We start from the raw sequence: 22,870 nt of genomic DNA on the forward strand, positions 1-22,870 counted from the left end.
GTCGAGGTTTTTTGAGAGATGACAACAAATTCCAAGCGAATCTGTTGATCGTTTGGCCGTGAACCAGAAACCAAAAACAGTTACTTGCGGAGGCCAAGCTTCTGGATGAGCGCCAGATAGCGGGGCCGATCCTTTGTTTGCAGATACTTCAGCATGTCGGAACGCTTGCTGACCATCTTCAGCAAGCCACGCCGCGACGCGTGGTCCTTCTTGTTGTTCCGCATGTGCTCGGTGAGGTCATTGATCCGCGCCGTCAGAAGCGCAATCTGAACTTCCGGTGAACCACTGTCGTTCTCTGCACGCTTGTGGTTGGTGATAATGTCCGTTTTGCGTTCCTTGGAAATCGCCATATGCGCCTCGACGAGCCCTGCCCGCTAATCGACTCCTGCCTCGTTGTTCAAACCGTTACATAGTGGTTTGCTTCGATACCTTAGCATTGTGGGAATCAGCCACCGGAACGACAAGTGAGTCATTGAAAGAAACTCGGAACTCGAAGCATGGAACGCCGAACTCCTTACAATTCGGAGTGGGGGATTTGAACTTCGGAATGGAAGACATGAAGACACACGGACGGATGCGCGGAGCATTGATGCTTGGCTGGGCGTTTCTCATGGTGATGAATCTCCCGGCCGCTGGCGGGGAGTATGCCGAACTGCGAGTCATTGACGCCGAGACGAAGCGGGGTCTTCCCCTCGTTGAACTCACAACCGTGAACGAACTGAAATTCGTGACGGACAACGCCGGGCGAATCGCTTTCCGCGAGCCGGACCTGATGGGAACGGAAGTGTTCTTCTCCGTGCGGGGTCATGGCTACGAAGCCCCCAAGGACGGTTTCGGCATCTCCGGCGTGCGTGTGACGCCAAAAGCCGGGGAAGTGGTCGAGATTCCGCTGAAGCGAATGATTGTTGCTCATCGGCTGACTCGGCTCACCGGAGAGGGAAAATGGCGGGATACCAAGTTGCTCGGACATCCTGTCCCGCTGGCCGACTCCCCGAATCCGGGGCAAGTGGCCGGGCAGGATTCCATTCAGGCGGCCGTTTATCGAGGCAAAGTGTATTGGTTCTGGGGGGATACCAACCAAATCAAATACCCGCTCGGGTTGTACCGCACAGCCGGAGCCACGACGGCCATCCCCGACGGGGATATCAGCAATGGCCTCCCCTACGACTATTTCACGGACAAAACCGGCTTCGCCCGGGCGATGATGCCATTGTCCGAGCGTCCCGAAGGAGTGATTTGGATCTTCGGCGTCTGCGCAGTGGCCGACGGCAAAAACGGCGAAAAACTCATCGGTCATTACTCGCGTCGCAAGGGTTTAAACGGTGAACTGGAGCAGGGCATCGCCGTCTTCGATGACGACAAGAACATCTTCACCGTCGCCCGACAGTTGCCGCTTGATGAAAAATGGCGATATCCTCGCGGCCATCCGATCATCATGGAAGAAGGCGGACAACGCTGGCTGATGTTCGGCGCCGCCATCCCAAACATTCGCGTTCCGGCGACGCTGGCCGCTGTTCTCGATCCGGCCCAATATGAAGCGTTTGCCTGTCAGTTCGACAAGGACGGCAAACCGGAATGGCGATGGCAGAAAGAACTTCCCCCGACCGATTCGGACAAGGAATCCAAATTGCTGAAAGCCGGGAAACTGCGCCCGGAGGATGCCCGGTTCACGCTGGTGGATGCCAACGGCAAAGACCGGATCGTGTTGCACACCGGTTCCGTCCGCTGGAACGATTTCCGCAAGAAATGGGTGTTGGTCGCCTGTCGGATCGGCGGCCAGACCTCGCATCTCGGCGAAGTCTGGTATGCGGAGGCTGATTCCCCCGTCGGCCCGTTTACGCCGGGGGTGCGGGTGGCAATGCACGACCGGCAGACGTTTTACAACGTGGGCCATCACGCCTTTCTGGACCGGGACGGCGGCCGAACGATCTATTTCGAGGGAACCTACACCAACGACTTCTCCGGCAATCCCTACGCCACCCCCCGGTACAACTACAACCAAGTGATGTACCGCTTGGATCTCGCGGCCCCGGAGTTAAAGGTGATTCAGGGGAAGTAAGACGGTCGAGATTCAGGTATTCGTTGGACGAATCCGGCCATCGTGCAGGGCCGAGGCGACGAGCGCGCCCTTCACCCCCAAATCAGCCAGTTGTTGAATGTCTTCGATTGAAGTGATTCCTCCCCCGGCGATCAAATCAAGGCCGGGGAATTCACCCGCCAACCGGCGGCACAAGTCATCAGTTCCGGTTCCTTGACCTTCTCCAACACGGGCCAGGTCCAGCACAATCATTCGTTGAACGCCGAGGGAAACGACGTGCCGGGCAATAGCCAGCGGTTCGGCGATTCCCGGCCAAGTCCGCAGGGGAGTTCCCGCTTTCAAATCGAGCGAGAAGACCACTTTCTCCGGGGAAACCGCCTCCAAAATTTCCCGCAAGACCTCCGGTGATTCGACGGTCTCCAATCCGGCGACGACGTGACACCCCGTCCCGGCAACACGCATGGCCGAGGCAGCATCCCGGACACCGGCATCGAGCCAGATTGTGACCGGGTGACAAGGGGACAAGGGGACAAGGGGACAAGAACCGGATGATTGGATCGCATCCAAATCGGCGATGTAGATTTCGGAGGGGTTGAACGCCTCAATCAGCGCATTGGCCACTGGGATGGGATCGACCGAGGAGGTGAGAACACTTTGGATCGGCCGGTATTCGTGCCGCCGACCGCCGACGCCGCGGACGACGACGCCGTTGAGAAGATCAAGGACGGGGATGATTCTCACGAAAGACCAAGCCAGTTAATCATCCACCGAATAACTCACCCCCGGCGACACGACTCCGGGGAGCTTGTTCAATTTGTCCAAGGCGGATCGGAATCGGCCGGTCTCGGCGTAATGGGTCATGATAACCAGCGGGACCACGGCCTCGGCGTGTTCTTCTTGGGCTTCGTGCTGGATCACCGTGGCGATGCTGATTTGCTCGTCGGCCAGCACGCGGGCCACGTCGGCGAGGACGCCGGGTTTGTCGGCCACCAGCACCCGCAGGTAGAAGCGGGATTTGACGCCTTGGGACGGCCGCAGGACGAATCCTTGCGGGGAACCGGACCAAAGTTTGCTGGCGGCGAAGGTTCGCTGGGCGCGACCCACGGCAATGTCGATGATGTCCCCGACGACGCTGCTAGCCGTCGGCAGTTCCCCGGCGCCGGGGCCTTGAAACAGGACTTCGCCGACGGCATCTCCCTTGATCTGGATCGCGTTGAACGCTCCGCGAACTTGGGCGAGCATGTCCGTGTGGCGAAGAAGCACGGGGGCGACGTGCAGGGCCACTTCTTTGCCTTCGAGCCAGGCCTCGGCGAGGAGTTTTACCGTGTAGCCAAGTTCTTGGGCGAAGCGCAGGTCCATCGCGCTCAGGCCGTCGATGCCTTGGCGTTCGATGTCCCCGAGAGTGGCCGTCACGCCGAAGGCGAGTTGTACGAGAATCGCCAGCTTGTGGGCGGCGTCGGAGCCATCCACATCAAGCGTCGGGTCCGCTTCCGCGTAGCCGAGTCGCTGGGCTTCCTTGAGGGCATCCGCATACGACATGCCCTTGTCGGCCATCGAGGTCAGAATGAAATTGCTGGTTCCGTTGAGAATCCCTTGGAGAGCCGTTACTTGATTAGCCGTAAGGCTTTGCGACAAAGCCCCGATGATCGGAATGCCTCCGGCGACGCTGGCCTCGAAGGCGACCACTCGCTCGTGTCGGCGGGCGTGTTCAAAGATTTCGGCCCCGTGTTCGGCCAGAAGCGCCTTATTCGCGGTGACGACATGTTTCCCGGCGGCGAGGGCTTCCATCACCGCCATTTTCGCGGTGGTTGTGCCCCCCATCAGTTCCACGACGACGTGAACTTGCGGATCGTGGACGGCTGCCTTCCAATCCGTGGAGATGATTTCTTTGGGAATCGACGGCCGGGTTTTGGCCGGGTCGCGCACGACGACGTGACGGAGTTGCACCGGGCGACCGGCCCGCGAGGTGATGCGGTCCGCATGGCCCAGCAATATCTTCGCCACGCCGCCGCCGACGGTCCCCCCGCCGAGCATCGCCAATTGCAATGGTTCCACCATGTCCCTGCCGTCTGCCTCTGAGTCGGGGAATTGCGGTTTTGATAAGCAGGTCAGGCTTTCCCGCCTGACAGAGCGTGGGTCAGGCGGGAAAGCCTGACCCACGCTCGAAAATCACGCGTCTTTCTTCAACAACTCGGCCTTGTCCGTCTTCTCCCAAGTGAAGTCCGGCAGTTCCCGGCCGAAGTGGCCGTGACGGGCGGTTTCCTTGTAGATGGGTCGGCGCAAGTCGAGGGACTTGATGATCCCGGCCGGGGTCAGGTCAAAGTGCTTGCGAATCAGGGCGACTAGCCGGTCGTCCGACACGCCCGCCTTGGTGGTCCCGGCGGTGTTCACCCAAATGGAAAGCGGGTCCGGGTGGCCGATGGCGTAGCTCAATTGGACTTCACATTGCTTCGCCAGACCGGCCGCCACAATGTTCTTGGCGATGTATCGGGCAACGTAGGCCGCCGAGCGGTCCACTTTCGTCGGGTCCTTGCCGCTGAACGCCCCGCCGCCGTGCCGGCCCCGGCCGCCGTAGGTGTCCACGATGATCTTGCGGCCGGTGAGTCCGCAATCCCCGTGGGGACCGCCGACGAGGAAGTTCCCGGTCGGGTTGATGTAACAGGGGATGTCGTTCTCGCCGAGCTTTTGGTCCGGCTTGTTCGGGGTCATCATCACGAGTTTCCCCTTGATGAGATCGGCCCGTTCGGCCCGCAACGTCGGATCAATCAACTTGTCGATGATGAGTTGCCGGGCGGCGTCCGTGAAGGTGTCTTTGCCGTCCACCTTGGTCATCACGGAGTCGTCGTGTTGCGTGGACAGCACGACGGTGTGGAAGCGATGCGGCGTTCCGTCCATGTTGTATTCGACGGTCACCTGGCTCTTGGCGTCAGGACGCAAGAACTTCAACCGGCCGTCTTTGCGCATGGCGGCATGATTTTCGACCAGCCGGTGAGCGACATGGATCGGCAACGGCATCAGCGACTTGGTTTCGTCGCAGGCGAAGCCGAACATCATCCCTTGGTCGCCAGCCCCGCCGACATCAACACCCATGCTGATGTCCGGGGATTGCGAATGCACATAGCTGATGACATTGCTGGTCTGGGCGGTGAATTCCATCGCCGGGTCGGTGTAACCGATCTCGGTGATGGTGTCCCGCACTAATTGCTGGATGGCCCCGACCGTGAGGGGGGCACTGGTGGTGATTTCCCCGGCGACAACGGCCAAGTTGGTCGTCACGAGCGTTTCACAGGCGACCCGGCTTTTCGCATCGTGCTTCAAACAAAAATCCAGCACGGCGTCCGAGATTTGGTCAGCCACCTTGTCCGGATGGCCCATCGACACCGATTCGCTCGTGAACAGATAACGCTCGCTCACCGTTTCGTCTCCCCATAGATCGGTAAAACCGTAATCCTTGTGTTCTATGGCGGGCGGGAGTTGTTCCAAGTGGAAGATGCCAAGGCGGCCGGACGAAACCTCGTGAAGCCGCGACGCGGAGTCTTCGTAGCGGAGCGAGGACTGCCAGTCATCGATTCGCTTGGGCCAATAGCACTGACATGTGTGCCAGCTTCAGTCAAACTACTTCGTCCGCAAACCGAAGATTAATCTTACGTTCGACATCATCAATGCGTGTGACGACGACTTTGACCTGATGACCCGGCTGAAAAAAATCCGGTGGCAAGTTAGCCGGGTGCGACCATCGCCCTTCGGTTGTCCATATGATGCCTTCCACGCCGGGTTCCAGTTCGACAAAAATGCCAAATCCGCTGATTTTTGTGACAGTTCCGATTATGACCGTGCCCACCGGAAGGATGTGCCGCACGCCAGACCAAGGATCAACCCCCGTCCATGCCATCCCAAGAATTTGCCGCTCACTTTCCTTTTCGATCTCCAAAAGTAGCACATTTAGGATGTCGCCGGGGGCACACCAATTTGGCTTCCCTCGTTTCTGAGGAGGATTAGTCATATCTTTCACATGAAGCCATCCGATTGTTTGATCGATCCGAACTCGAATAGAATCGTCAAAAATTTCCGCAATGGTGGCGGGGACATGCTCCCCAACTAACAAAAGCCATTCCTTGCTCAAGGTTCGCATAAGCGTTTCTTTTCGCTCACACGCCGAAGCATATTCCGGAGTTCGCCAATAAATATCCTTCAAGTCATGCGAAACTTTGAGGAATTCGCCACGCGGATCGCCTCGTTCTTGTAACCAGTCTGCATATTTGAGCCGTAACCCCTCATCATGAGGGGCTTCGCGCAACGCCACCAAGAATTGATCCTCGTCATTCATGCGTGCCATGTCGCCCATTCTCGTACCATTGTGGTTGTTTTCCTCACGCAAATTAACCTCGAATCCTCGCCTCCAACCCCATCTTCACCAACGCCCATTGCTCCCTGACAATGCCGAACATCACCGTGTCCCGCACGCGGCCTCCCTGCGAAATCATGTGTGATCGAAGAACGCCTTCGCGGGTGGCGCCGAGTTTGGCGATGGCGTTTTGGGAGCGGAGGTTTAGGGCGTCCGTTTGTAGGGCCACGCGGTTGACGCCGAGAATCTCAAACGCATGAGCAAGCAACAGAAGTTTGCATTCGGGGTTGATGGCCGTTCCCCATGAATCGGGGTGGTACCATGTCGAACCGATCTCGATTCTTTTGTGCCGCAGGAAAATGTCGAGGTAACTGGTGCTGCCGATCAATTGGCCGTCGTTGAGTTGCCGAACGACGAACGGCACCCGGTGCCCGGCCAATATATCGGCCTGCGCGGTGTCAAACCATTGATTGAATCCCGCCCCGTCACCGCGTGTGAGTGTGAGTTTCCAGATTCGCTCGTCTTCGGCCGCCAGACGCAATGGCTCGCGGTGCGACTCGTCGAGCGGTTCAAGCCGCACTATTCGGCCGCTTAAAATGGGAATCTCAAGCCTCATGGTGTCTCCGTGATGGTCAGTCCCCCATTTCCGGGAACTTCGCCACCAATTTGGGGAAATGCTCGGCCATCAACTCTTCGTCATCATGATCGAGTTGCTCGCCGACAGGTTCGTCGGGATGGTCGCTGGCATATAGCGGCATGTCCTCCTCGCCGGTTTTCTCCCGGTAAACCTTGGAGGCCACATACTGAAAGCCCTCGGCCTGCATATACGGGACATCCGGACGGTCCACGATGTCCGCCAGCGAATCCGGGTCTTTCAAGATTTGGAAATACAGTTCTTGCCAAGACTGATGAGGCAAGCCCGGAAATCGGTAAACCCGTCGTCGCTGCAACCGCCATGCAACCAATAAGCCGCCGCCCAGAGATCCCAATGGTAAGCCCGGCCGGAATAATGATGGAATCGTTCGTCAAAGGCGGCGATTTCCTCGGCCGGTAGCTGACGAAGCGCGTCCGCAAGCGTCTTCTCGTGAATGTCGATGAAATCTTGGCCCTGACGGCGTTTCTGCTCGCTCGCTTGTTGGCGGGACGTGTCGATGATGTTCCAGAACCGGGTTTCATCCATCATGGCCATGCTCCAGAATCATCAATGTTTGTGATGGTCGATCAAAAATTCATTCCAACGTAGCCGCTTTTGCCGCCAATCCCCGGACGGCTTCTGTGATGTTCGAGACCTGCCAGCCTTCCATCATTTTGCCGTTGCGGACATGAATCCAAGACATGCCGTTGAACGCGACTTGGGAGTGCGTTTCTTTGAAACCGAGACCATCTCCGGTGTGGGTGCCGACCGCGCTCCAACGGATCGCCACCTGATCCCCGTCCCCGATCACCGACTCGACTTTCACCCGCATATCCGGGAAGGCGGCGATCAACGGATAGTATTGCTTGTCCTTGAACTCTTGTGGACCGACGATCGGGCCCTCGTCTGAATAACAAGTGCTTTCGGCAACGAGCAGTTCGTCGATGACCTCCGGCTTTCGCTGGTTCCAGATTTCCTCGAACCAACGCCGAACGATGCCGATGTTTTCGTGGGCCATGTTGTCTCCGAAAAGGGGCTTTGATTCACTGTTTCGGCAGGCGTGTGGGTTGCCATGCCGGACGAGTCTTGCTTGCAAAAATTTGCAAAGGAAGATGGGATTATGCCCGGAAATTTCGGGCGATGCAAGCCGGTGTTTGGCTTGCATCGCCCGAATCTTGATGATCGGTCCAGACGATACATCTAACCCGATGCGGAAGCGCACGCTTCAATTTCGCGGACATACCAATCCGGCAACCCGTGTTCCCTCGCGCCCGTCAGGATGCGACGCAGATATTCGGCAGTTGGGAGGCGGCCTTGCACAAGCCCTGTCGGCCCGGCGAAGTAGGCGAAGGCTTCTTGCCGGTCGCCGTTCTCAAGAACGACGGTCACTCTCTGCCGCTCGTATCCATGTTCAAATTCGTCCAGCCGTTTTAAGGTGTCCGAAGTGCAGCAATAAAGAACGCCATGAACACCCGCTCCCGGTGAATGAATGTTGGCAAACACCTGCCCGTTCTCGCCTGGAACATCGAAGGTGAGGCGATGATCGGGCAGGAAAGCTCGCCGGGGCCGGTCCTCGCCTTCGGCAACCGGGCCGGTGCGCGCGGCCATTTGGTCGGTCCAGAGGTTGCTGCCGTAGGCAAAATACCATTCGGTCATGCCATGCTCATCGAGAAGATTTCCTCGGTCACCACTTTGAAGGACTCCAACTTGTTCACGCCGAAGGTGGTCGTGAGAGCCACATCGGCGGCATCCCGGCCGCGGGCCATGAGGGTACGGCCGATGCGGGGGATGTTGTTTCGCGCATCAAAGGCGTACCAGTTCCCGCCAAGATAAACCTCGAACCACGCGCTGAAGTCCATCGGAGAGGCAGCCCTCGGAACACCGATGTCGCCGAGGTATCCGGTGCAATAACGGGCCGGGATATTCAGGCAACGGCAAAAGGTGATCGCCAAGTGCATGTAATCCCGGCACACGCCGATGCGTTCCCGGTAGACGTCCAACGCCGTTCGGGTCGCGCGGGCTTGCATATAGTCGAAGCGAACATGCCGATGAACGAAGTCGCAGACCGCCTGCACCAGCGGCCAGCCGGCCGGGAGATGGCCAAACGTATTCCAGGCAATTTCCTTGAGTTCGCTGTCGACTTCGCAATATCGGCTGGCGAGCAGAAACAGCAAGGCGTCGTCCGGCAAATCCTGCACGCTGTGTTGGCGGGCGTTGGAGGCTTGCGGGTCGGTCAGGCCATTGTCTTCCACGATCGCATCGTTGCGAAACACCACATGCCCCGCCGGGACATGGACGCGGGCGCATTGGTTGCCATAGATGTCAAAGTACTTCATCACCGGGACATAAGGAACCGTCTCCAACCGCTCAAATCGCCGGGTCCGGAACGACAGCGAGGGATGCAGATGCAGCATCAGGACGATGGCCGTCGGCTCCGGAAGGATAAACCCGATTTCGCAATTGACGTGAAGCAGCATAAACCTTGTTCCCGGTGAAAAACGTCCGCGTCCCGGAGCAAAAAGCATCCGGAAGCCGCCGACAGCGCCGATCACGGGCGGGGGCAATTGCAGCGTTTGATTATTTCAGATGACGCCGATGACAACGGATCGGAACCGCCCGTCAACGGCAAGAAAAGGATCTCGGCCAATGCCGGTCCCGACGCGGATATTTCAGGAGAGGAACCCCGTTATGCTATGGAATCAGGGGGATTTGACATTCCAAAGCGATCTCGGGAATGGAATCAAAAAGCGATTATCCTTTGCTGCCGAACAATAAAACCGTCGGCCGTGAGTCTGAAAATTTCGCAAGGGTTTTCAAGTTTTCTCTCCCCCTTCGGCGTCTCTCGGCCGGTGAATACAAAGAGGGGAAGCAAACAATCACCCCGCCCCTGTGGGAATCCCCTGATGTCTCTTCCGGTTCTTCATCGTGTGTTGCAAACCGCCCCCCAGCCGACCATCACGGACGTGGCGGGCGAAGTGCGGCGGCAATGGCTCTCGTCGCGGCTCATCAAGCGGGTCAAACCCGGTGACCGGATTGCCATCGGCTGCGGGTCGCGGGGGATTCGGCATATTGATGTGATCGCCAAGGCCACTGTGGATGTGTTCTTGGAACTGGGGACGAAGCCGTTCATCGTCGCGGCGATGGGATCGCACGGCGGGGCGACGGCCGACGGCCAGCGGGAATTGTTGGCCGAGTATGGCATCACGGAGAAAAACCTCGGCGTCCCCGTGAAGACGGAAATGGAAACCGAGCAAATCGGCGTCAACTCTTGGGGAGATCCCGTATGGTGGGACCGCAATGCGGTGGCTGCCGATGGCGTGGTGGCGCTCGCCCGCATCAAACCGCACACCGATTACCGGGGGCCGTTGGAGTCCGGCATCGCCAAGATGTGCGTCATCGGTCTCGGCAAGCGCGACGGAGCCAACCAGCATCACCGTTGGGGTTGGAAAGGGTTGCAGCAAATGTTACCCGAATCGGCCAAAGTCATCATCGAGAAGACGAAATTCCTCGGCGGGCTGGGCATTTTGGAAAACGCCAACGAGGAGACCGCTCATCTGCAAGTGGTGGATCGCGATGAGTTGATGACCGTGGAACCCGGCTTGCTTGACCGGGCCAAGGCGATGATTGGCACGATTCCGTTCGATGAAATCGATGTGCTGATTATCGGCGAACTCGGCAAGAATTATTCCGGCGCCGGGATCGACCCGAACGTCGTCGGCCGGTTGTTGATCGAAGCGGCCCCGGAACTGGAAACCAACCGCCCGAAAGTCACGCGGATGGTGGTTTTGGATGTGTCCCCCGAGAGCCACGGCAACGCCACCGGCGTCGGCATCGCCGACCTGACCACCAACCGACTGATCGCCGCCATCGACCCGATTCCGTTTCGGATGAACAACCTGACGGCCTGTTTCCTGCGACGGTCTCAAATCCCGTTCGCCTTTGAAACGGATGCCGAAACCATCGGCATGGCGATTCAAACCTGCTGGCAGCCGATTGCCGAGAAACTGAAAGTGGTCATTATTCCCAACACGTTGGAAGTGTCCGAAATGTGGGTGTCGGCCCCGCTGGCCGCTCTGGCCCGCCAGAAGGCCGACTTGAAAGTGTCGGACGAGGCCATCCCCATTCCGTTCGACAGCAAAGGGAACATTGAACAGGAAAAATTGTTCCCCCATTCCGTGCGGGGACGCCGCAAGAAAGCCCACTGAGGTTACACAAACCTTCTTGCCGGAGAGGGGTTAAGGGACTATTGAATCCTTCGCCTTGGAGACGAATCGGCGGCGGGTTGATAGACCATGATTCCAACACACCGTGACGCGACACCATGATCCACGTCGAACACCTGACCAAGTTTTACGGCGATTACGCGGCCGTCAAGGACGTGTCGTTTGATGTGGACCGGGGCCAGGTGGTTGGTTTTCTCGGGCCAAACGGGGCCGGCAAATCGACCACCATGCGGATGTTGACGGGGTATCTCACCCCCACCTCCGGCCGGGCCTCCATCGACGGCAAAGATGTGTTTTGGGACCCCATCGCCGCCCGCCGCAAGATCGGCTATCTGCCGGAAAGTTGCCCCCTTTACACCGAAATGCGGGTCGAGGAATATCTGCACTTTCGCGGTGGCCTGAAGGGAATGAACCGCAGGGAAACCGTTCAACGCAGCAACTTCGTGATGGAACGTTGCTGGTTGAAGGAAGTTCGGCGCCAACTGATCGGCACCCTCTCCAAAGGTTTCCGGCAACGGGTGGGCCTTGCGGATGCCTTGCTCGCCAACCCGGCCGTGCTGATCCTCGACGAGCCGACGGTGGGGCTGGACCCCACGCAAATCATCGAAACCCGCAAGCTCATCAAGGAACTTGGGGCCGATCACACGGTTTTGCTCTCCACGCACATTTTGCCCGAGGTTGAGATGACCTGCGACTCGGTCATCATCATCTATCAGGGACAGGTGGCCGTGCAGGGCACCCTGGACGGAGTGCGGGCCATCCACCGGGCCAACACTCTGGAAGATGTGTTTTTGAAAATCACGGGTCTGATGGTCTGACCTTCCGACACTCCCTCCGAGACCCACCTCATGCGACCAACACTGGCCCTCATCAAACGCGAGTTCACCGCGTATTTCCTGTCGCCGATCGCGTATGTCGTGCTGACGGTCTTCCTGCTGGTGACCGGCAGTCTGTTCGTGATCACGCTCAAGTTGCTCACCAGCGACGGACCTCGCGGCATTGAATACCCGATGTCCCTGATGCTCGGGGAAGATCGCTTCTGGCTGGTCTTTCTGTTCATTCCACCGCTGCTCACCATGCGGCTGTTCGCCGAGGAACGGGGTTCCGGGACACTGGAAATGCTGATGACCTCCCCCGTGCGGGACTGGCAGTTGGTCTTCGCCAAGTATGTCGCCTGTTACGGCTTCTACTTGTTCATGTGGATGCCGACCGCCGTTTATCTGCCGGTGGTGATGGATTTGAAAGTGGATTGGAACCTCTCGGCGTGGACGCCGTACAGCGTGCCGTTCGTGGCGGGGTTGGTTCTCGCGGCCTTGGGACTGGCGATGATGCCGATCGGCTGGATCAGCCGGGGCGCTTTGCTGTTCATTGCCGGGGCTTTGATCGCGACCGCCGGGGGATACTTTCACTATCGGCATGATGCGAATCATCTGGCAAGTTTCACCGCCGGGATCGACCCGTATCCCGTGCTGACCTCTTACATCGGCATTTTGCTGGCCGGGGCGATGTTTTTGGCCTTGGGATTGTTTGTCAGCAGTCTGGTGAAGAGTCAGATGGTGGCGGCCATCGTGTCGCTGGCCATCGGGTTGCCGTTCATCGCCGGAGTGCTGCTCTTCCCGTACATCGACGCCTCCGGGGATACCTTCCGGGTCGTCTCCTCCTTCACGGTTCCGTTGCATTTTGCCCGAGACTTCACTCGCGGCGTGCTGGACACCCGGCACATGATGCTTTATGTGACGGCCACCATGTTGTTTTTGTTTCTGACGGTCCGCAGTGTGGAAAGCCGCCGTTGGCGGTGATTTCGGCCCTTGAGAGTCTTCCCGGATGAACACCCACGGTAGCCGACGATGAAAGCAGACGCACGACAAAATCTGGGATGGGGCAGCCGCCTGCGGTTGGGGGGGCGCATGCTCGGCCTGACCGGCCTGTTCGCCGCCGGGGTCGGGGCTTTGTTGCTCGGGCCAAGCCTCCCGGATTGGAACCATTCCACGCTTGAAGCCGCCACTCACGGGCATCTTGGCCAGACGCCGATGATCGGGGCTTGCCTGCTCTTCCTGGGGCTGGCGTTGGCGGCTCTTGTGGTGATCATCGAACTGCTGACCTCGCTGTTCGGCTCCGGCCGACGCTCGGCGGCCGGGTTCAACTCGACCGTGCAAACCGTGCTGGCAGTCGGCATTCTGCTGGCCGTCAACTTCCTGGCCTTCCAATATCCAAAGCGTTGGGATCTGACACGAGATCGTGAATTCACTCTGCCGAAAAGCGTCGTCAGCGAGTTGAAAAACCTTAAAGGTCAGACGACCATCGTGGTTCTTCAGCAACACAAGACATTCGGCCAACTCTCCACGAAGCCAGATATTTACGACTATGCCGCCGAGCGCAAAGTCGTCGAAAAGGTACGCGATCTCGTCGATCAGTTCCGCGAAATCGGCCCTCAATTCCATGTGGTTTCGCTCGACGTGGAGGCCATCGGCTTCGACAAGTTGCTGAACAAGGAAACCAGCCAACGCCCCGGATTGCGGGAAGCCATTGCCGCCGCCCCGGAGAACAGCATCTTCTTCTATGCGGACGACCGGGTGGAAACCCTCACCACCGAGGAAGCCGCCCGGCGACAGGCCGACGGCCGCAAGTTGTCCGTCCAGCCGCTGACGAATGCCCCGGAAAAGGTTGTCACGTTTGAGGGGAACATTCCCCGGATGAGCTTCAACGAGTTTTTCCAACTGGACAAGACCGCCTCCAAGGCCGCCAACCCGGATGCCGATGGAAAAGCCCGCGGCAATCTCGTGCTGCGTCCGCAGGGCGTGGAATCGTTCGCCAAACGGGTGATTGCCATTGAGGAGAGGAAGCCAAAGATCGCCTTGATGACGATTCACCCCGCCCTCTCCACCCGGCGCCGCGAGGGTGGCAAGTCTCAATACTCTGCCCGCGGCCTCGGTGTCTCACTCGAACAGCACGGTTTCGAGGTGACAGACGTGCTGTTAATGAACTGGGGATCGGACGAGGGGCCAGCCCCTGCCGCCGACAATTTAGAGCAGGGCGAATTTGATCGATTGGCGGCGAAACTGGATGCACTCGAAGGAAACATTCTGCTCTATCGCGAACAGGAAGAGCAAGCATCGGCATTCCGCAAAGATTTCAAGGAACTTTCGCTTGAGGAACTCAACAAGCAATATCGATCTCCTCTCCGCCGTGAGGTGACCGAAGAGGTTCGTCAGCAAAGTTTGCGAGAAGTGGAAGACGCCCTGAGACGCTTCTCTGAACGATTGGGCGAGCTGGAAAAAAAACGGTTGGACACCGAGACCAAGGTACAGATCCTGATGCGAAAGGATCGGGCTTTTGAAGACCGCCGCATGACTGACTTGCGGGCCAAATTGACCCGGATGGTCGCGGATTGTGATCTGCTCATCATTCCCCGCCATTCGCTCATCGACAACATGGGGCCATCGTTCATCCCCTCCTCCTTGTACCGGATGTCCAAAGAGCAGGTCGCCGTGGTCAAGGAATTTATGGCGGCCGGCAAACCGGTGCTGGCGTGCATCGGACCGAACATTGATCCCCGGTCGCCCTCGACCTCGGAGCCATTGGACGACTTCGAGCGTTTGCTTGGAGACGTCGGCTTGGAACTCGGGCGGCAAACAGTCTTGTACGACAACGAGGCGGAAGGCTTTGCCGCCCGGCAGGCCGACAGCCAGCTTGGCGGAGATCCGACCGAAATTCCTCCGGTGGTTTTTCCGTCGATTTCCAAAGACAAGCGGCCAAACGCGATCGCTCAAGCCATGAAAGTCATTGCGGACAGCGCCGGACAACCGCTTGAAATCCGTATTCGCCATCCCCGGCCGGTCTATTTCAGCCCCGATCTGACCAAGAAACTGACGGTCTCGCCTGAGTTCTTGCAAACAACAGGTGATTCGTGGAATGAAGAATCTCCCCTGCCTCGCCGGAGACAGATCGCTCCGGGCCGAACAATTCCCATCCCGCCACGATTCGAGGCGACGCCGTTCGACGATCCGAAAAAAGGAACTCGGGACGAAATTCGTCGGGGGCCGTTCCCGATCGGAGTGGCTTTTGAGGCGCAGATCCCTCCGGAATGGTCTGATAGCCATGACCAAGCGCCCGCCCAACGACTGTTCGCCGCCGCCGTGATGCCAGTCGAGAGAGGATTGACGGCCGGATTGATGACCGTCGCGTCCCTCTTGGAAAAAGATCGTCACACGCTGGACTTGATCACGGCGACCCGGCCAAAGACTGCAAGACTTGCCGTGATTGGCAACGGCGGCGTTTTTATCGGCGAGGAACTCAGCCCGGCCCACGAGCAATTGCTGCTGAACACCTGCAATTGGCTGCTGCAACGGGATGATCGCCTCCCCCGGACGGAGGAGACCTGGAGCTATCCCCGCACGGAGCTTTCGGAAACCAACCTGTTCTACTGGCAATGGGGGCCGTTGCTCGGGTTGCCGCTGCTGTTCTTTTATGTGGGCGTGATGGTGTTGATGATCCGACGTGTTCGCTAAGACCTTCTCTCCCTGGACGGACGACCGCCATGAATTTTCGCACAACCTTTGTTCTCCTTCTCGTCGGCGGGGCCGTCGGGGCATTGGTCTGGAAACGGGACACGGTTTCGGAAATGGCCGGCCTTGCGGAAAAGCCGATCAACCCGCAGCCCCGCGAAACTTCGGGCACGCTGGGGGAACTGCGCGCCGACCGGATCTCGGCCATCACCGTCCGTGTGGCGGGCAGCACTCCGGTGGAATTGACGGCCGCCGGTCCCGGCTTGCCGTTGGAGCTCCCCGGCAACTGGCCGGTGCGGCGCAATGAAGTCGGCGAGTTGATCGGGGTCATCACCAACCTCAAATCGCGGTTTCAGCCGATCCCGATGGGGACGGAGGAAAATCTGCGAAACTTTGGCCTGATCGCGTCCCACAATCAATCACCCATTTTCGCGGACGTCGTCACCCGGTCTCCGGAAGGGCAGATTCAGCTCATCCATTTGAGTTTCGGCCAGCCTCTTCCCGCCCCCGGCGGCAATCCCTTTTTGATGCCCGCGTTTGTGCGAGTCAACGACGAACCCTCGGTGTACAGCGTCAGTCAGGATGTTTTGGCCATCCTGCGGCGGCCGCTCGATTTTTACCGGAAACGGCAAGTGTTCCCCGAAGCCGAGCGAGTGAAGATCGCCGACAGCGCCCGCGACACGGGAAGCGCCCAGCCGACATTTCTGATGACGGACGCCGTCACCGCCATCAATGTCAGCGGCCCGAACGGGGGATACACCCTCACCCGAGTCGCCCCGACACCGAAACCGGCCCCGCCCGTTGACAAGCCGACCGGCGAGGCCATCCTCCCGGCCAGCGCCCTCGCCGAAAGCTGGCGGTTGGTCTCCCCTGTCTCCGACCGGGCGGACCCGGTGAAATTGAAGAACGTGCTGACGGCCATCCCCGATCTATGGGTGGAGCAGTTCATCATCAATCCGGACCCGTTGTTGTCGCTGACCAGCTTCAGCCCCGTTTTGTTCGGCGACATGCCCCTCACCTCGACGATCCGTTATGTCGGCGGCGTGGTTGAAGCGGATTCTTATTCCCAAAACGGCCCGTTCCTTGACATCACCGGATTGAAAAATCCCCCGATGACGCTGGCGGTCACGATGGCCGATGGTTCGACGCGAACGCTCTTGGTCGGCAAGGTCTCCCGCACCACCAAACGGACGGAACCCGCCCCGCCGCCAATGATCCCCGGCCAGCCGCCAAGCCCGCCCCGCGTGATCGAGGAACCGTACTATTTCGCCAAACTCCCGAACACCCCGCTGGTGTTCGAGATCAAGGGAGAGAGGCTCAAGGATGTGTTCTTGCTGCCCCCGCCGCCCGAGGGACCGAAGGTTGAATTCACCGGCAAGGCCCACGAGCAACTCCGCGACGCGAACGTAGTCCGCTTCGAGACCGAACACGTCACCGGAGTGGAGATTCGCGGACCGAACCAGACGCTTCATTTGAAGAAGACAAAGAAGGACCCGAAGGCCGAATCCGAATCAGCCCGGACGGATCGCTGGGATCTGACCGCTCCCTTCAGAGGATTGGCAGAGACGAAGCAGGTGACTGACCTGCTCGACCCGCTGGACCGGCTCGCGGCCAAACGCGGGGACATCATCGACCGCGCCGCCCTGCATGCCATCACTGGTTCGATGGGTGCCATCGATCTTCGTCTCGCGGGGCTGACGGCCGATCAGGCGATCACCGTGGAACTGACTTCCGACGAGAAAGCCAAAGTTCCCGCCCGTACCTTATTGGTGGGCAAACACGATGCGGCCAAGAAAAAATTCTTCGTCTGGTCCCCGGCCACGCCGAACCGCATCAACCAAGTGGATGATGCCGCATGGGCGGTGATCGACCGGCAACCACGGGCCTACCGGGCGTTGAAACTCTTCGATCTCGGGGACGACCGGGTTGAGTCTATCCGCGTCGCCGGAGCCAAGGGAACATTCGGTCTGCAGGAAACCTTCGATTCGAAGAAGACCTACCGCCTGACCGAACCCGTCGCCACGGAAACGGACACCGAGAAATCCGCGAAACTGTTGGCTGATTTGGGGAGTTTGGAAGCCACCGAATACGTTTACGACCCGCCGGGGGAAAAAGACCTCGCGGCCATTGGCGCCTTCCTCGGCGCCCTTGGCGAAAACCTGTTGAAGACCGCCTCCGGTTCATTCGGCTTCGACAAGCCCATGGCCACCGTCACGCTGAACTTCGGCGGTCCGAAGGAAATGCCCGCCCGTCAACTGGTCATCGGCAAAGCCCGCGATGGCAAGCCGGAATATTACGCCCGGCTGGATGGTTCGCCGAGCGTGTTTACGATCAAGAAAGAAGTGCCCGAAACTCTGGCGGCCGGTTCGTTGGGATTGCTGCCGACGCAACTGTGGAACGGCAGCCCGGACGGATTGGCCGTCGCGGAAGTGAACCGGGGCAAAGAGACGCCATACACGTTGAAGCAAGAAGGCGGGACATGGAAACTGACCGCCCCGTTCGAGGCGGCCGTGGATGCCCCGGCGGTGATCCCGCTGGCGACGGCCCTGTCGGCCGTGAAAGCCGAACGATATGAAGCCCATGTCGCCAAGTCCCTCACGGAATACGGACTGGACAATCCCGCCTTGCGAGTTCGCTTCACCCTGACCGAACGGCTGGTCGCCAAACCGGGCGACGAACCCAAGGAAACCACCAAGGAACGGGTGTTGCTGATCGGCAAACCCGAGGGAGAAGGCAAACCCGGCCGCTTTGCCAAACTGGAGGGTGACGCCAATCCGGCCGTGTTCGTGTTGAGCGACAAGACCTTCGCCGATCTCGACAAACCCGCGTTGGAACTGCTCAACAAGAAACTGCTGAGCCTCAATCCGTCGGCCGTCACCAAGCTGGAACTCACCGGCCCGGATGGCCCGATCACGCTGGAAAAGCAGGGCAACGACTGGAAGCCGGTCGGGGCCGTCTTCCCGGTGGACCGGCCGACCGTCGATCAACTAATCCGCTATCTGAGCAATCTAACCGCCCTGAAATTTGCCGAATATGGCCCGAATCTGCCGTTCGCCAAATACGGCCTCGATCCTGCTTCCAAGCCGGTAACGCTGAAGGTCAGTCTGGGCATGGAAACGCACACGCTGGAAATCGGCAAAGTGGCCGAGGGGACGCCGAACGACCGCTATATGCGGGTAGATGGCGGCAATGCCGTTGGCGTTCTGGCCGTCACCACGGCCCGCGATCTTAGCAAAGGCAAACTGGAACTGGCCGACCGGGGCATCTTCAAGTTCGACCCCATCGACCTGCAGGCGATTCGCCGCACGATGGATGGCAAAGACTTGGAATTGACGATGGATGCCGCCAATTGGTCGATTACAAAACCGGCCAAAACCGCCGCCGACCAACCGATGGTTGAAGAACTCGCCGACCGGTTGGGCAATCTTCGGGCCGAGCGTATCGCGGATATCGAAGGCAAAGACCTGCCGAAGTTCGGGCTGGACAAACCGGCCGCCACGCTCAAGTTGGAGATGATCGGCAAAGGGGCCAAAACCGTCGAAAAAGCCCTGAAGATCGGCGCCCCGGTTGACCCGGCTAAGCCGGAGGGCGAACGCTTCGCCCAAGCCGAGGGAGCCAGCACCGTCGTTGTGCTGTCCGCGTTCATGTCCAAGAAAATGCTGGCTGACCCGATTAAGTTTCGGGAACGCAACCTCGCCAGTTTCGTGACGGCCGACAAGGCGACCGTTACCCGCAACGGCAAGGACACCACCTTCGAGAAAGTCGGCGGCGTCTGGAAAGTGAAACAACCCGCCGAGGGGGATGCCGAGGACGAGGGGTTGCGGGAACTGCTGGACTTGCTCGCCCGGTTGCGGGCCGAGGAAATTGTCGCCGAGAAACCGGCCGACCTCAAGCCCTACGGCCTCGACAAGCCCGACCGCTGGAAGTGGTTCAACGGAGACAAGGAAGTGTTAAACCTGCTCGTCGGCTCGCCCGAAAAAGCCGGTGATCCGACCAAGCCGACGGAGACGATGCGGAGCTATGCAAAGCTCGACAAGGGCGACATGGTGGTGCTGCTCGACATGGCCCTTTCCACCAAACTCCGGGCCGAATATCGCAAGCGAGCCTTGTGGGAACCGCTTGATGTCGCCCAAGCCATGATGGTGATCGTTGACACTCCCGAGGGGCCGGGGTCGTTCAAATTAACCAAGGGGCCGACTGGCTGGATCGATCCCGTGAACATGGGCGACAAGATCGACACGGCCGCCGTCACCGATTTTCTGGACGCCTTCGCCGGGCTGAAGGCCGAGCGTTTCGTGGACACGGACGCCAAGGAAGGGGCCAAAATCTTCGGCCTCGATCCGGCCCGCAAGACAATCACCATCAACACGCAAGGGGGCCAGAGCCGCACACTGTTGTTGGGCCGTGTGGATGAGCAAAAGCGGGTGTATGGCCAAAGTCCGGGCCGCAAGGATGTGTTTGTCCTCAACGCCGGAGACACGGCCAAAATCAACCGCGACCGGGTCGGCTTCTTGGTGTCTCCTCCCAAGGAGGAGCCGAAGAAGACCGAGCCGAAGAAGGCCACAGAACCGAAAAAGGATGAGTCCAAGAAGGACGAACCCAAGAAGGACGAACCGAAAAAGGATGAGTCCAAGAAGGACGCAGAACCGAAGAAGTAACCCCGCCGGAATCCATCTCATGCAACGAATCGTTCGAGAACAGGCTAAAAAATTCGCCTTTGACTGGCGGGACGAACCTCTTCTGAAGGTTTCGCCCGGCGAAACCTTCGAGATGGAAACATGGGACGCCAGCGTGGGCTATTTCAAAACGCCCGAGGACAAGGCGATCCCCGGCAAACGCCCCGGTTTTGACCGTCATCCGCCGCTGGTCAACCCCATCGCCGGCCCGGTGTATGTGGAAGGCGCCCAGCGGGGCGACGCGGTGGCCATCACCATCGAGAGCATCACGGTGGAGCCGTATTCATGGGTGGCCGTCGGCCCGAAACGCGGCCCCTTGGGTGAATCCACCCGCTTTCCGGATTGTTCGACCGAATACACCACCAAAATCTTCAAACACACCCCCGGCCCGAGCGGCACCACCCGCGACGGCACGCTTCACTTCAATGACAAAATCTCGTGGCCGATCACCCCGTTCATCGGCACCATCGGCGTCGCCCCCGACCGCGAAGTGACGACCACCCTCGACGGCCAGGGAGAATGGGGCGGCAACCTCGACATCCGCGACGTGGCCCCCGGCAACACCATCCTGCTCCCCGTCTGGCACCCCGGCGGCCTGCTCTATCTGGGAGACGTCCACGCCTCGCAAGGCGACACCGAATTCACCGGCACCGCCGCCGAGACCCAATCCACCGTCCGGCTAAAAGTCGAACTCCTGCCCAAAAAACGCATCCCGTGGATGCGCATCCGCAAGCCGGACTCCATCGTCTCGGTCTACGCCTTCCGCCCCCTCGAAGTCGCCGTGGAAACCGCCACCATTCAACTCATCGAATGGCTCGTCGAAGAATACGGTTTCTCGGCCGTCGATGCCTACTGCCTCGTCAGCACCTGCCCGGATTTCCGGATCAATGTCTATCAGATGTGCAAGCTGGCCAAGTTGAACTATGTGGCAGGAGCGGAGATCCCGACGAAATATCTGGTTGGGTAATGCCTGTCAGATGTTTGGTAGGATTTTTTGTCAAGAACCTGTCGAGAACCCTGTTTACATCTAATACCCGAGAGGATTGAACCCGGAGGATAGGCAGAGAGGCGCGAACCCAAGCCGACACACTACCCTGAATGCCGATCCCCAAGAACCGCCCCTATCAGTTACGGGGCTCATCCGGGATGAGCCAAATTTCATTTGGATGTCAATATCTGCGGCAGGGGCAACAAGATGGTTGACATCGCGCGGGCGTCGGCAGAAACTGGTCTGGATCGCGGCCCAATCGAGATGGTCGAAGGACCGTGATTCACCCCTGCCGAGGAGCTCTTTCGATGATTGTTGTCCGGCCGTTTTTGAGGTTTGCCTTGGCGGCCTCCGCCATCTTCGCGGCAATATCCCCTTCGTTGGCGAAAGATCCTCTTGTCTTCGTTTCGGCGTTTGCCCCCGGCGACAAAGGGGGCATCCATGCCTACGAGTTCGACACCAAAGAGGGCAAACTCAAGCCGGTTCACCGTATCGGCGGGGTCGAGAACCCGTTTTTCCTGGCCCTCTCTCCGGACAAGAAGTTTCTGTACTCGATTCACGCGAAGCAATTCGGCGGGAAGGAAAACGAACACGTCGCGGCCTACGCGGTCGTTGGCCGGACTGGCGAATTGAAACTGCTCAATCGGCAGTCAGCGGAAGGCACGGCCGCTTGTTATCTCGATGTTGACAAGACGGGCAAGTCGGTCCTGGTGGCGAACTACTCTTCAGGGAGCGTGGCCTCGCTGCCGGTGAAGGCTGATGGGTCGCTCGGCGAACCGGTGTCGTTTCACCAGCACAAAGGCTCCAGCGTGAACCCCCGACGTCAGAAAGAGCCGCACGCCCACAGTATTGTCATCAGTCCGGACAACCGCCTTGCGTTCGCCGCCGATTTGGGGCTGGATCAGATCCTCTGCTACAAACTCGATCCGGCCACGGCGAAACTGACGCCGAACGAGCCGCCTTTCACGAAGTCGCCGGCCGGAGCCGGACCCCGACATCTCACCTTTCATCCGAACGGGAAGCGGATTTATGCCATCAACGAGTTGCTGAACTCCGTCACGGTGTTCGATTTCAACGCGGAGTCTGGCGTCCTGACGGAAAAGCAGACGATCCCGACGCTTCCGAAAGACTTCAAGGGTGAGAGCTATTGCGCGGATTTGAAGATCACGCCGGACGGGCGTTTCCTTTACGGGACCAATCGCGGGCATGACAGCATCGCATGCTACTCGATTGGGGACGACGGAAAATTGTCCCTCATCGCCATCGAGCCGAGTCTTGGCAAGGGACCGCAGAATCTGGCAATCACGGCCGACGGCGGCTGGTTGCTCTGCGCCAACATGCCGGGGAACAATTTGGCGGTCTTCAAAATTGACGGCAAAACGGGGCAGTTGAAATCAGTCGGCGACCCGGTCAGCCAGACAAGCCCGTCTTGCATCATGCTTTTGCCATAACATGGATGTT

At 59.1% G+C, this 22,870-nt stretch carries 19 protein-coding genes; 8 read left to right on the forward strand and 11 right to left on the reverse strand.

Annotation, left to right across the window (positions count from 1 at the left end; all coding sequences use genetic code 11):
* Nucleotides 1-80: 80 nt before the first annotated feature.
* Nucleotides 81-350, reverse strand: coding sequence for a 30S ribosomal protein S15 (rpsO, locus tag BGIM_RS0139150; protein ID WP_020475058.1), 270 nt, complete (start codon nt 348-350; stop codon nt 81-83).
* Nucleotides 351-556: 206 nt separating this feature from the next.
* Between rpsO and BGIM_RS0139155 the strand changes: the two genes are divergently transcribed.
* Entirely contained in the window at nt 557-2,059 is a 1,503-nt protein-coding gene (locus tag BGIM_RS0139155; RefSeq protein WP_157369769.1) for a hypothetical protein, read from the forward strand.
* Nucleotides 2,060-2,071: 12 nt separating this feature from the next.
* Here the strand turns inward: BGIM_RS0139155 and BGIM_RS54800 are convergent, their stop codons facing one another.
* The 10 genes from BGIM_RS54800 to BGIM_RS0139205 all read right to left on the reverse strand — a co-directional run bounded on the left by BGIM_RS54800 (nt 2,072) and on the right by BGIM_RS0139205 (nt 9,494).
* Complete coding sequence (locus BGIM_RS54800) at nt 2,072-2,779, reverse strand: HisA/HisF-related TIM barrel protein (RefSeq protein WP_020475060.1); 708 nt, start codon at nt 2,777-2,779, stop codon at nt 2,072-2,074.
* Between the two features lie 15 nt (nt 2,780-2,794).
* Nucleotides 2,795-4,096, reverse strand: a complete 1,302-nt coding sequence (locus BGIM_RS0139165; protein WP_020475061.1) for a homoserine dehydrogenase — start codon at nt 4,094-4,096, stop codon at nt 2,795-2,797.
* Between the two features lie 111 nt (nt 4,097-4,207).
* Nucleotides 4,208-5,452 carry a methionine adenosyltransferase gene (metK, locus tag BGIM_RS0139170; RefSeq protein ID WP_029631559.1) on the reverse strand — a complete coding sequence of 415 codons (1,245 nt, stop codon included), beginning with the start codon at nt 5,450-5,452 and terminating at the stop codon, nt 4,208-4,210.
* A 196-nt stretch (nt 5,453-5,648) separates the two neighbouring features.
* Nucleotides 5,649-6,374, reverse strand: a complete 726-nt coding sequence (locus tag BGIM_RS0139175) for a TIGR02996 domain-containing protein (protein WP_162136336.1) — start codon at nt 6,372-6,374, stop codon at nt 5,649-5,651.
* A gap of 43 nt (nt 6,375-6,417) precedes the next feature.
* Nucleotides 6,418-6,999 (reverse strand): GNAT family N-acetyltransferase, encoded by a 582-nt coding sequence (locus BGIM_RS0139180; protein ID WP_020475064.1) that lies wholly within the window; start codon nt 6,997-6,999, stop codon nt 6,418-6,420.
* A 16-nt stretch (nt 7,000-7,015) separates the two neighbouring features.
* Entirely contained in the window at nt 7,016-7,231 is a 216-nt protein-coding gene (locus BGIM_RS59065) for a hypothetical protein (protein ID WP_238537811.1), read from the reverse strand.
* A 26-nt stretch (nt 7,232-7,257) separates the two neighbouring features.
* On the reverse strand, nt 7,258-7,566 hold the full coding sequence (locus tag BGIM_RS0139190) for a DUF4240 domain-containing protein (RefSeq protein ID WP_020475066.1): 309 nt from the start codon (nt 7,564-7,566) through the stop codon (nt 7,258-7,260).
* A 46-nt stretch (nt 7,567-7,612) separates the two neighbouring features.
* Nucleotides 7,613-8,035 carry an ester cyclase gene (locus tag BGIM_RS59990; RefSeq protein WP_084760451.1) on the reverse strand — a complete coding sequence of 141 codons (423 nt, stop codon included), beginning with the start codon at nt 8,033-8,035 and terminating at the stop codon, nt 7,613-7,615.
* A 182-nt stretch (nt 8,036-8,217) separates the two neighbouring features.
* Nucleotides 8,218-8,673: a gamma-glutamylcyclotransferase family protein gene (locus BGIM_RS0139200; protein ID WP_020475068.1), complete on the reverse strand. Its 456-nt coding sequence runs from the start codon at nt 8,671-8,673 to the stop codon at nt 8,218-8,220.
* Nucleotides 8,670-9,494: a transglutaminase-like domain-containing protein gene (locus tag BGIM_RS0139205; protein WP_020475069.1), complete on the reverse strand. Its 825-nt coding sequence runs from the start codon at nt 9,492-9,494 to the stop codon at nt 8,670-8,672. The genes BGIM_RS0139200 and BGIM_RS0139205 overlap by 4 nt, the downstream gene beginning before the upstream one ends.
* Nucleotides 9,495-9,920: 426 nt before the next feature.
* Here BGIM_RS0139205 and BGIM_RS0139210 point away from each other — a divergent pair, with 426 nt between their 5' ends.
* The 7 genes from BGIM_RS0139210 to BGIM_RS0139240 all read left to right on the forward strand — a co-directional run bounded on the left by BGIM_RS0139210 (nt 9,921) and on the right by BGIM_RS0139240 (nt 22,860).
* A complete protein-coding gene (locus BGIM_RS0139210; RefSeq protein ID WP_029631563.1) occupies nt 9,921-11,222 on the forward strand; it encodes a nickel-dependent lactate racemase family protein in 1,302 nt (433 codons plus the stop codon).
* 116 nt (nt 11,223-11,338) lie between these two features.
* Entirely contained in the window at nt 11,339-12,058 is a 720-nt protein-coding gene (locus BGIM_RS0139215) for an ABC transporter ATP-binding protein (RefSeq protein WP_020475071.1), read from the forward strand.
* A 30-nt stretch (nt 12,059-12,088) separates the two neighbouring features.
* On the forward strand, nt 12,089-13,039 hold the full coding sequence (locus tag BGIM_RS59070) for an ABC transporter permease (RefSeq protein ID WP_020475072.1): 951 nt from the start codon (nt 12,089-12,091) through the stop codon (nt 13,037-13,039).
* 48 nt (nt 13,040-13,087) lie between these two features.
* Nucleotides 13,088-15,748, forward strand: a complete 2,661-nt coding sequence (locus BGIM_RS64020; protein ID WP_157369772.1) for a hypothetical protein — start codon at nt 13,088-13,090, stop codon at nt 15,746-15,748.
* 29 nt (nt 15,749-15,777) lie between these two features.
* Nucleotides 15,778-20,403, forward strand: coding sequence for a DUF4340 domain-containing protein (locus tag BGIM_RS61850; protein ID WP_020475074.1), 4,626 nt, complete (start codon nt 15,778-15,780; stop codon nt 20,401-20,403).
* A 19-nt stretch (nt 20,404-20,422) separates the two neighbouring features.
* Nucleotides 20,423-21,388 (forward strand): acetamidase/formamidase family protein, encoded by a 966-nt coding sequence (locus tag BGIM_RS0139235; RefSeq protein WP_020475075.1) that lies wholly within the window; start codon nt 20,423-20,425, stop codon nt 21,386-21,388.
* A 329-nt stretch (nt 21,389-21,717) separates the two neighbouring features.
* The gene (locus BGIM_RS0139240; RefSeq protein ID WP_020475076.1) at nt 21,718-22,860 is read left to right on the forward strand and encodes a lactonase family protein; all 1,143 of its coding nucleotides are present in this window, start codon (nt 21,718-21,720) and stop codon (nt 22,858-22,860) included.
* The last annotated feature ends 10 nt before the right edge of the window (nt 22,861-22,870 follow it).

It is taken from the genome of Zavarzinella formosa DSM 19928, from assembly GCF_000255705.1.
Taxonomy (GTDB): domain Bacteria; phylum Planctomycetota; class Planctomycetia; order Gemmatales; family Gemmataceae; genus Zavarzinella; species Zavarzinella formosa.